Source organism: Thalassospira tepidiphila MCCC 1A03514, assembly GCF_001662875.1.
GTDB lineage: Bacteria > Pseudomonadota > Alphaproteobacteria > Rhodospirillales > Thalassospiraceae > Thalassospira > Thalassospira tepidiphila.
Window position 1 is genome coordinate 663,683 of the sequence record NZ_JPVZ01000002.1, and the last position, 7,125, is coordinate 670,807.

The following is a 7,125-nucleotide window of genomic DNA, read 5'->3' on the forward strand; positions in this document are numbered from 1 at the left end:
GTCCGGATTACGGTATGCATACATTCCGGGCATGTAGGAGCAAGACGATGACGACCGACAAAAAGGCTTCCGATAACTGGCGCGCAGCGACCCGATCCGTGCGTGGTGGTACAGCGCGCAGCGGGTTCTGCGAGACCTCCGAAGCCATCTTTATGAATTCCGGCTATGTGTATGAAACTGCCGCCGAGGCCGAGGCCTCCTTTGATGGCAGCGGTCCGGAACGTTTTGTGTATTCGCGTTTCGCCAACCCGACCGTTGGCATGTTCGAAGAACGCCTTGCCCTGATCGAGGGCGCGCAATATTGCCGCGCGACGGCATCGGGTATGTCGGCTGTCTGGAATGCATTGGCGGCCAGCACCAAGGCCGGTGGCCGTGTGGTTGGATCGCGTGCGCTGTTCGGGTCGTGTGAGTTTATCCTGACCACGCTTTTGCCGCGGTTCGGCGTTGAGACCGAACTGGTGGACGGCACGGACAAGGACGCCTGGGAAAAGGCACTTTCGAAACCGGCCGATGCGGTTTTCCTTGAAACACCGTCGAACCCGACCCTTGAGGTTCTTGATATCGCCTTCATTTCCGAACTGGCGCACAAGGCCGGTGCCAAGGTGATTGTCGATAACGTCTTTGCCACACCGATCCTGCAAAAGCCGATGGAACTGGGGGCGGATATTGTCGTCTATTCCGCGACCAAGCATATCGATGGTCAGGGGCGCTGCCTTGGCGGGGCAATCCTGTTTAATGACAAGGAATGGCATGACGAACATCTGACCACCTTCCTGCGTCATACGGGGCCAAGCATGAGCCCGTTCAATGCCTGGGTTCTTCTTAAGGGGCTTGAGACACTTAGCCTGCGTGTGGATCAGCATATTCGCAATGCAACTGCATTGGCTGAGTTTCTTACGGAACAGCCGCAGGTGTCACGCGTTCTATATCCGGGGCTGAAAAGTCACCCGCAGCATGAACTGGCAATGAAGCAAATGTCTGGCCGTGGTGGTGGATTGATCGCAATCGAGCTTGCCGGTGGTAAGAAAGCAGCCTTCTCGTTGCTTGATAATCTCAAGCTGATTGATATTTCCAACAACCTTGGCGATGCAAAAAGCCTTGCAACCCATCCCTGGACGACCACGCATCAGCGTGTACCGGCCGAGGACAAGGTCGCAATGGGCATTACCGAGGGCACGCTGCGTCTATCTGTCGGTCTGGAAGATATTGATGACCTCAAGGAAGACCTGTTGGCGGCCCTTGCCGTTTAAAAGCATGGACCAACAGTAATCCTGACATCGATCCGGCCCGTACATTGTGCGGGCCTTTTCGTTTCCGATCCGGGGGATAATGCCAGTTTGTTTTGACTGCTGACTGGTACTTTCGGGAAGGATTGTCTACATAAAGGGTCCATCCATCGCATTCTTGGCTGATGCAAATTGACTGGAACACACTTGGCCCGGAGATATGCATGTATTCGACCGTAACCCACGACATCAAGGTATCGGTAAAGCCGATGTTCCTTGAGGACGAATCAGACCCGGACACCCATCGTTACATTTGGGCTTATCGCATCGAGATAGAGAATCTCGGCTCGAAAACTGTTCAGTTGCTTAACCGTCATTGGCGGATTACGGATTCGCGTGGCGAAACCCAGGAAGTCAAAGGCCCGGGTGTTGTCGGCGAACAGCCTGTTTTGGCATGTGGCGAAAGTTTCAACTACACCAGTGGCGCGCCATTGACCACGCCAAGCGGATTCATGGTGGGCACTTTCGAAATGACGGATATGGACGGCAATCATTTTGATATTGCGATTCCAGCCTTTTCGCTGGACAGTCCGCATGGGCAACACACTGTGAACTGATCGCGTCAAAAAACAGTATCAGGTAGCGCGGGCCGAGAGCCCCACCAAGGCAGGTTCAATCCTGTAATAAAATGACAAAGGATTTGGTATGTGCAGCGAACATAACCCGGTGAAGCGTCCGACACGCGAAGAAGCAGAAGAAGCGGTTCGGACACTTCTGCGTTGGGCCGGGGATGATCCCGACCGCGAAGGTTTGCGCGGAACCCCTGACCGTGTGGCACGGTCTTATGGTGAATTCTTTGCTGGCTATCAGCAGGACCCGGCCGAGATTCTGCGTCGGACATTCGAAGAAACCGACGGCTATGACGAAATGGTCGTTCTGCGCGACATTCGCGTCGAATCCTATTGCGAACATCACATGGTGCCGATCATTGGTGTGGCACATGTCGCCTATCTGCCGCGCCGCCGTGTCGTTGGTATTTCCAAACTGGCCCGCGTGGTCGAGGTTTATGCCAAACGCCTGCAGATTCAGGAAAAGATGACCGCACAGGTTGCCAACACCATTCAGGAAGAGCTTGATCCGCTTGGCGTGGCGGTGGTGATTGATGCCAATCACCAATGCATGAGCACCCGTGGCGTGCACAAGACCGGCGTATCAATGGTGACCAGCCGGATGCTTGGCGCATTTCGCGATGACCCGATCACACGCCGCGAATTCTTTGCCATGATCGGTCGCTAAGACGCAGTCAGATGATCCAATAAAAAAGGTCGCAGCACTAAAATGCTGCGACCTTTTTTGCGTCGGGACCGCAAAATTTGTCCGGCCTATTCCTTGAAATCGCTATGGCAGGATTTGCAGGTCTGCATCATTTCACCAAGTGATGCCTTGAAGTCGTCTTCTGATCCGCCGGAAACTGCGACCGATTTAAGATCGCTGGCCTTGGCGTGCAGTTCGTTTGCCAGATTGGTGAATTTTGACCAGTCTTCCCAGATGTCTGACAGTGCTTCAGACGGTTTGCCATTACTGCCTTCTGGGAAGAGGGCGGTAAAGGTCTCGCCCGAGTGACCTTCGATAATCGTCGCGGCTTTCACGACCTGATCCGGGTCATAGGGCAATGCACCCTTCATCATCGGGACCATGATTTTGACCTGTTGGCCAATGGCCTTCATGCCTTCCATGCGCTCCTTGACAACACCGGTTGCCCCTTCGTGGGCGATGGCGGCAATGCTGACCGTCATGGTCAAGGCGATGGCGGCTCCTGCTAGTGCTTTCAACTCTCTCTTCCCCATTCTAGGTGTGCCTAACTGATGGTATTTTGTGTTTGTTCACGTGCTTTAGTGCCGAAATCGGGCAAGGATATGGTCAACCGAACCGACATAATGGCCGCCAAACAGGCGAACATGGACCAGTAACGGATAAAGGTTATACAAATCACGGCGTTCTTCAAAGAACCCCGGCTCTATCGGCAGTATTTCATCATACCGAGCGAAAAATTCCGGTGTCAGATCACCAAACAACGTCCCAAAGGCCAGTTCGATTTCCCGATCGCCGTAATAGATCGCCGGATCAATCAAGCCCGCAAGTCTGTCAGACTGGCACAGGATATTGCCACCCCACAAGTCACCATGCAGCAGCGCCGCTGTGCTTTGGTCTGGCAAAAGATCACCAAGCCTGTCGATCAATCGATCAACGCGTGCGGCCATACTACCCGGAAGCTTGCCTTCGCGATGTGCGTGTTGCGCCATATGGCGCAAACGGTGTTCGGCGAAGAACGTGATCCAGCTTTCCTCGGGTGTATTTGGTTGCGCCAGGCCGCCAATTAAAGTGTCAAAGCCAAGTCCGAACGTTTCGGATGTTACCTGATGCTGGCTTGCCAGCTGTTCGGCAAGGTCGCGCTGCACACGTCCAGTCATCCGGTTGTCATTGGCGATAAATGTCATCACCAGACAATTTGCGTCGGCATGGATGACCTCGGGGCAAGGGATGGGGGAGTGCGTTTTGAAATAACGCAGCATTTCCGCCTCGATCAAAAGACCTGCATCATTTTCCGCGTCATTTGTCGTGCTGTGCTTGATCACCAGTTGCCGCCCGTCGTCCAGATCGGCGCGCATTACATCGGCAACGCACCCACCCGAAAGTGGTGCGACGGATCGCACCGACGCCCCGGTATAGCGTTTGATAAAATCTGCAAGCGCGCGTTTGTCCATAATCCTATCCGGGGGCTGGACTCCTAGATTTCGTGTTTTTCGCGGATGTGCGACAGCAGGTTGCTTGAGGCTTCCTCGATCATGTCAAACACATCGACAAACCCGTTGGCACCGCCGTAATAGGGATCGGGGACACTTTGTCCGGCCATCGACGGATGATAATCCAGAAACAGCTCAATACGGTGCTGATGGGTGTTGGGTGCCTGGCGGCGCATATCGCGCAAATGCCCGTCATCCATGGCCAGAACATAGTCAAATTCGTGATAGTCGGCGGGCCTGATCTTGCGGGATCGAATGTCGCTAAGATCAATGCCGCGACTTTTGGCCATTTCGCGCGATCGCGGGTCGGGCAATTCACCAACATGATAGGCCGACAACCCGCAGCTATCGACGCTGATATGGTCATCCAGTCCGGCGTCACGAACCATCTTGCGAAAAACGCCATCGGCCGTGGGCGAACGACATATATTGCCGGTGCAGACGAAAAGAACCTTGATCACACTATCAATCCGTATTGTCTGGGAAGGGGCAGAAGATGTTTAAAAGTGCCATGCCCGCACCCGGTCGGCAATGGCTTGTCGTTGAGCCAAGTGACCTTCATCTCAGCGGGTTTTTTAAAAATCGTGATCAATGTAACAGCTTCGTGACATTTTGAATGTGACACTGACAGGTCAGTCATTAGTTTGTATGATCGCGCCAATTACCTTTAATTTGGCGCGTTTTGATGCAGGAATTTGTTTCTTTTGGTTTGCATGTTGCCCTGATCCGGCAACTGGCATGGTTGCCGCGGGGCTATGACCTTGTCCCGGGCGGGACGGTTGTAACTTCTGCCAAGCTGCGTAGCATCATGCTCGCACTTGAAGAGATAAATGGTCCGGCGGTGCTGGTGCGTCTTGGGCGGTATCTGGCCGCAAAGGAACAGGAACCGATCCTGACCATGTTGCGCCACTCGGCAACACCGTCGGTGATTGCCGATCGCTGGCGCCGGCTTGAAGGTTATTCACACGCACGTGCGCGCAGCGACTTTTCCGTCACCGGAAAATCCATGACCATCCATCGCGGGGTCGTGCGCGGTCAGCCACCGGCACGGGTGGAAAACCTCCTTTTGCTGGGATTTTTGATCGGCTTGCTTGAGGCGGCCGGGGCCGAGAATATTGATGCCACCATTTTGCCCAGCCACGGTCCGGCAGTGCGTGTAACGCGCAAGGGCCGCATTAGCGACAAACTGGCATTTTCCGGTCGCGGCCTTCGCTTTCGGATTAACTGGGGCAGTTTCGAACAGGTTTCGTCCTCCTATCCATTCATGGCCAATATGCCCGGCACCGCGCCGTCAATCGGGGCGCAACGCCCGATTGTGCAACAACTTTGTACGGTGTTGGAACATGACATCGGGCGTAGCTGGACGATTGATGAAGTTGCTGCTGCGCTTGATACATCCGGGCGCACCTTGCAGCGTCGCTTGCAACAGGCCAACAGCCGGTTTTCTGATCTGTTGCGCCTGGTGCGCGTGCGAGAAGCCTGTAGGCTTTTATATGGCACTACCCTTTCGGTTGGTGAAATCGGGTTCTGGTGCGGCTTTACAGATAACGCGCATTTTTCACGCGATTTCAGACGTTTGATGGCGATGCCGCCCTCGGTCTACCGCGAGGCCAGCATCGGCCATGCCGGGTTGACCCGGGCGTGATGCCCAACCAGTCTGATGCTGGCCGCGGCCATTTAAGGTGTGCTGGCTGATTGCCGGGTGATTGACCTGCCCGGTTTCCTTGGGTATCAGCAGCGCCATGAATGATTTCGTTTAAATCATCGTGCCCCTTCGCATCCATGAGGCTGCCATGACTGACCCCATCCGTCCTGCAAACGAATATTCCGGTTTTCTGCCGCCGCGTTTTGACAATCGACCGGATGCCGATGATGTTTTGGTCAAAACCTGGACCGTTGGGGACGCACTGACCGATCATAGCGTGCCGGAAATGCCGGCCGCCCTGTCGCTGTTTTTTGATCTTGTTGCCCCGGCAGCGGGCCGGTCAAATGCAACCGGGTTCGCCATGTTGTGGCTGGACCGTCATCCGCATGAAGAACCGGGTTGGCGTCTGTCCATCGGGCATGTCGGATCCGAGGATGATCTGGAATTGGCGGTGGCCAAACCGTTGGCGCGCCTTGTTGATGCCCTGCCGATGGCCAATTTTGAATGCGAAAACTGGCACATGACCCGCCCACTTTGGCGCAAGCGCGCAGAGCCGGTAAAGCTTGTTTTCTGGGGCGATTTTGCCAAGCATGCCCGCGCAATCCTTGGGCACAGTGATGCGGCATCTTTCTATCAGCCACTTGGTGCAGGGCTTCGGTCTGACAATGTCACAAGCATGCTGCCCTTGCTTGAAGACATGCTCGGTGATGCTTTCTTGCAAAACGGCATGGGGTTTGAAGATGCCCTGCGCCTTGGTATCGCATTGGGGCGCGCACACCTGATCGAAAGCTGGATCGAAGCCGGTGGTTCGGAAAAGGAGCCCTATTTCCGACCGATGAAAATCTGGCATCAGGCATGGCTTGCCAATGCGTTGATTGATCCGGCGGTTGCAAGTCTTGCCATGTCGGGCAAGCCGCCGATGCCTGCTCTTGATTTCGGGAATGACAGCACACCGGCATCGCGCCGTGCAGCCCTTGATGATGTGTCATCCTGGCTGACGACTGTGTTCTTTAGTGATGAATATCCGGCCCTTCGCAACGCCTTTGTGGCGGGCGTGCAAAATGCCGTCTGGCTTGATCATGACCTGCAACAATATGTTCAGCCGCAACAACGCTCCGAGATCTTGCAAGGTCTGATGCCTTATTGTCGCTGGTTCCTGGCCATGGCGCTTTATAACCATCTGGGCAATCTGGCGACGGGAACTGCGCGCGAGGATCAGGTCGCGTTTTACGCGATCATGGTTGATGCCTTGCCGGAACTGGCACCGCTTGGCGACTTTGCCACCCAGCGCGATATCGAACAGCACATCATCCGGATTGATGCCGCGCGCGCTGCATCGGCATTCGACACACTGGTCCTGCCGTTCTGTGATCTTTTGATGCCGAAGCGCCAATTTGATGCCGCGCGTTCCTGATCACGTGCATGGCATGGGCTAAAAAAAACGCCGCCG

Annotated in this window: 8 protein-coding genes; 5 read left to right on the forward strand and 3 right to left on the reverse strand. The window is 55.0% G+C overall.

The window, feature by feature from the left end; translation table 11 throughout:
• Positions 1 to 47 precede the first annotated feature (47 nt).
• The 3 genes from metZ to folE all read left to right on the forward strand — a co-directional run bounded on the left by metZ (position 48) and on the right by folE (position 2,522).
• A complete protein-coding gene (gene metZ, locus TH4_RS07070) occupies positions 48 to 1,250 on the forward strand; it encodes an O-succinylhomoserine sulfhydrylase (RefSeq protein ID WP_064780438.1) in 1,203 nt (400 codons plus the stop codon).
• Positions 1,251 to 1,450: 200 nt separating this feature from the next.
• Entirely contained in the window at positions 1,451 to 1,843 is a 393-nt protein-coding gene (apaG, locus tag TH4_RS07075) for a Co2+/Mg2+ efflux protein ApaG (RefSeq protein WP_008889128.1), read from the forward strand.
• 88 nt (positions 1,844 to 1,931) lie between these two features.
• Positions 1,932 to 2,522, forward strand: a complete 591-nt coding sequence (folE, locus tag TH4_RS07080; protein WP_008889129.1) for a GTP cyclohydrolase I FolE — start codon at positions 1,932 to 1,934, stop codon at positions 2,520 to 2,522.
• Between the two features lie 86 nt (positions 2,523 to 2,608).
• Here folE and TH4_RS07085 read toward each other — a convergent pair whose 3' ends face one another.
• The 3 genes from TH4_RS07085 to TH4_RS07095 are packed head-to-tail and all read right to left on the reverse strand — an operon-like array spanning position 2,609 to position 4,491.
• Positions 2,609 to 3,058, reverse strand: a complete 450-nt coding sequence (locus tag TH4_RS07085; RefSeq protein ID WP_167351198.1) for a c-type cytochrome — start codon at positions 3,056 to 3,058, stop codon at positions 2,609 to 2,611.
• A 60-nt stretch (positions 3,059 to 3,118) separates the two neighbouring features.
• Positions 3,119 to 3,991, reverse strand: coding sequence for a fructosamine kinase family protein (locus TH4_RS07090; RefSeq protein WP_064780440.1), 873 nt, complete (start codon positions 3,989 to 3,991; stop codon positions 3,119 to 3,121).
• Between the two features lie 23 nt (positions 3,992 to 4,014).
• Complete coding sequence (locus tag TH4_RS07095; RefSeq protein ID WP_063085639.1) at positions 4,015 to 4,491, reverse strand: low molecular weight protein-tyrosine-phosphatase; 477 nt, start codon at positions 4,489 to 4,491, stop codon at positions 4,015 to 4,017.
• A 224-nt stretch (positions 4,492 to 4,715) separates the two neighbouring features.
• Between TH4_RS07095 and TH4_RS07100 the strand changes: the two genes are divergently transcribed.
• Both TH4_RS07100 and TH4_RS07105 read left to right on the forward strand, forming a co-directional pair.
• Complete coding sequence (locus TH4_RS07100) at positions 4,716 to 5,675, forward strand: helix-turn-helix transcriptional regulator (RefSeq protein ID WP_008889133.1); 960 nt, start codon at positions 4,716 to 4,718, stop codon at positions 5,673 to 5,675.
• 148 nt (positions 5,676 to 5,823) lie between these two features.
• Positions 5,824 to 7,089, forward strand: a complete 1,266-nt coding sequence (locus tag TH4_RS07105) for a hypothetical protein (RefSeq protein ID WP_064780510.1) — start codon at positions 5,824 to 5,826, stop codon at positions 7,087 to 7,089.
• Positions 7,090 to 7,125 lie beyond the last annotated feature (36 nt).

Excerpts from the sequence above, each read along its gene's own strand:
- metZ (WP_064780438.1), top strand. The coding sequence starts at position 48 with ATGACGACCGACAAAAAGGCTTCCGATAACTGGCGCGCAGCGACCCGA.
- TH4_RS07090 (WP_064780440.1), bottom strand. The coding sequence starts at position 3,991 with ATGGACAAACGCGCGCTTGCAGATTTTATCAAACGCTATACCGGGGCG.
- TH4_RS07105 (WP_064780510.1), top strand. The coding sequence starts at position 5,824 with ATGACTGACCCCATCCGTCCTGCAAACGAATATTCCGGTTTTCTGCCG.
- apaG (WP_008889128.1), top strand. The coding sequence starts at position 1,451 with ATGTATTCGACCGTAACCCACGACATCAAGGTATCGGTAAAGCCGATG.
- TH4_RS07100 (WP_008889133.1), top strand. The coding sequence starts at position 4,716 with ATGCAGGAATTTGTTTCTTTTGGTTTGCATGTTGCCCTGATCCGGCAA.
- folE (WP_008889129.1), top strand. The coding sequence starts at position 1,932 with ATGTGCAGCGAACATAACCCGGTGAAGCGTCCGACACGCGAAGAAGCA.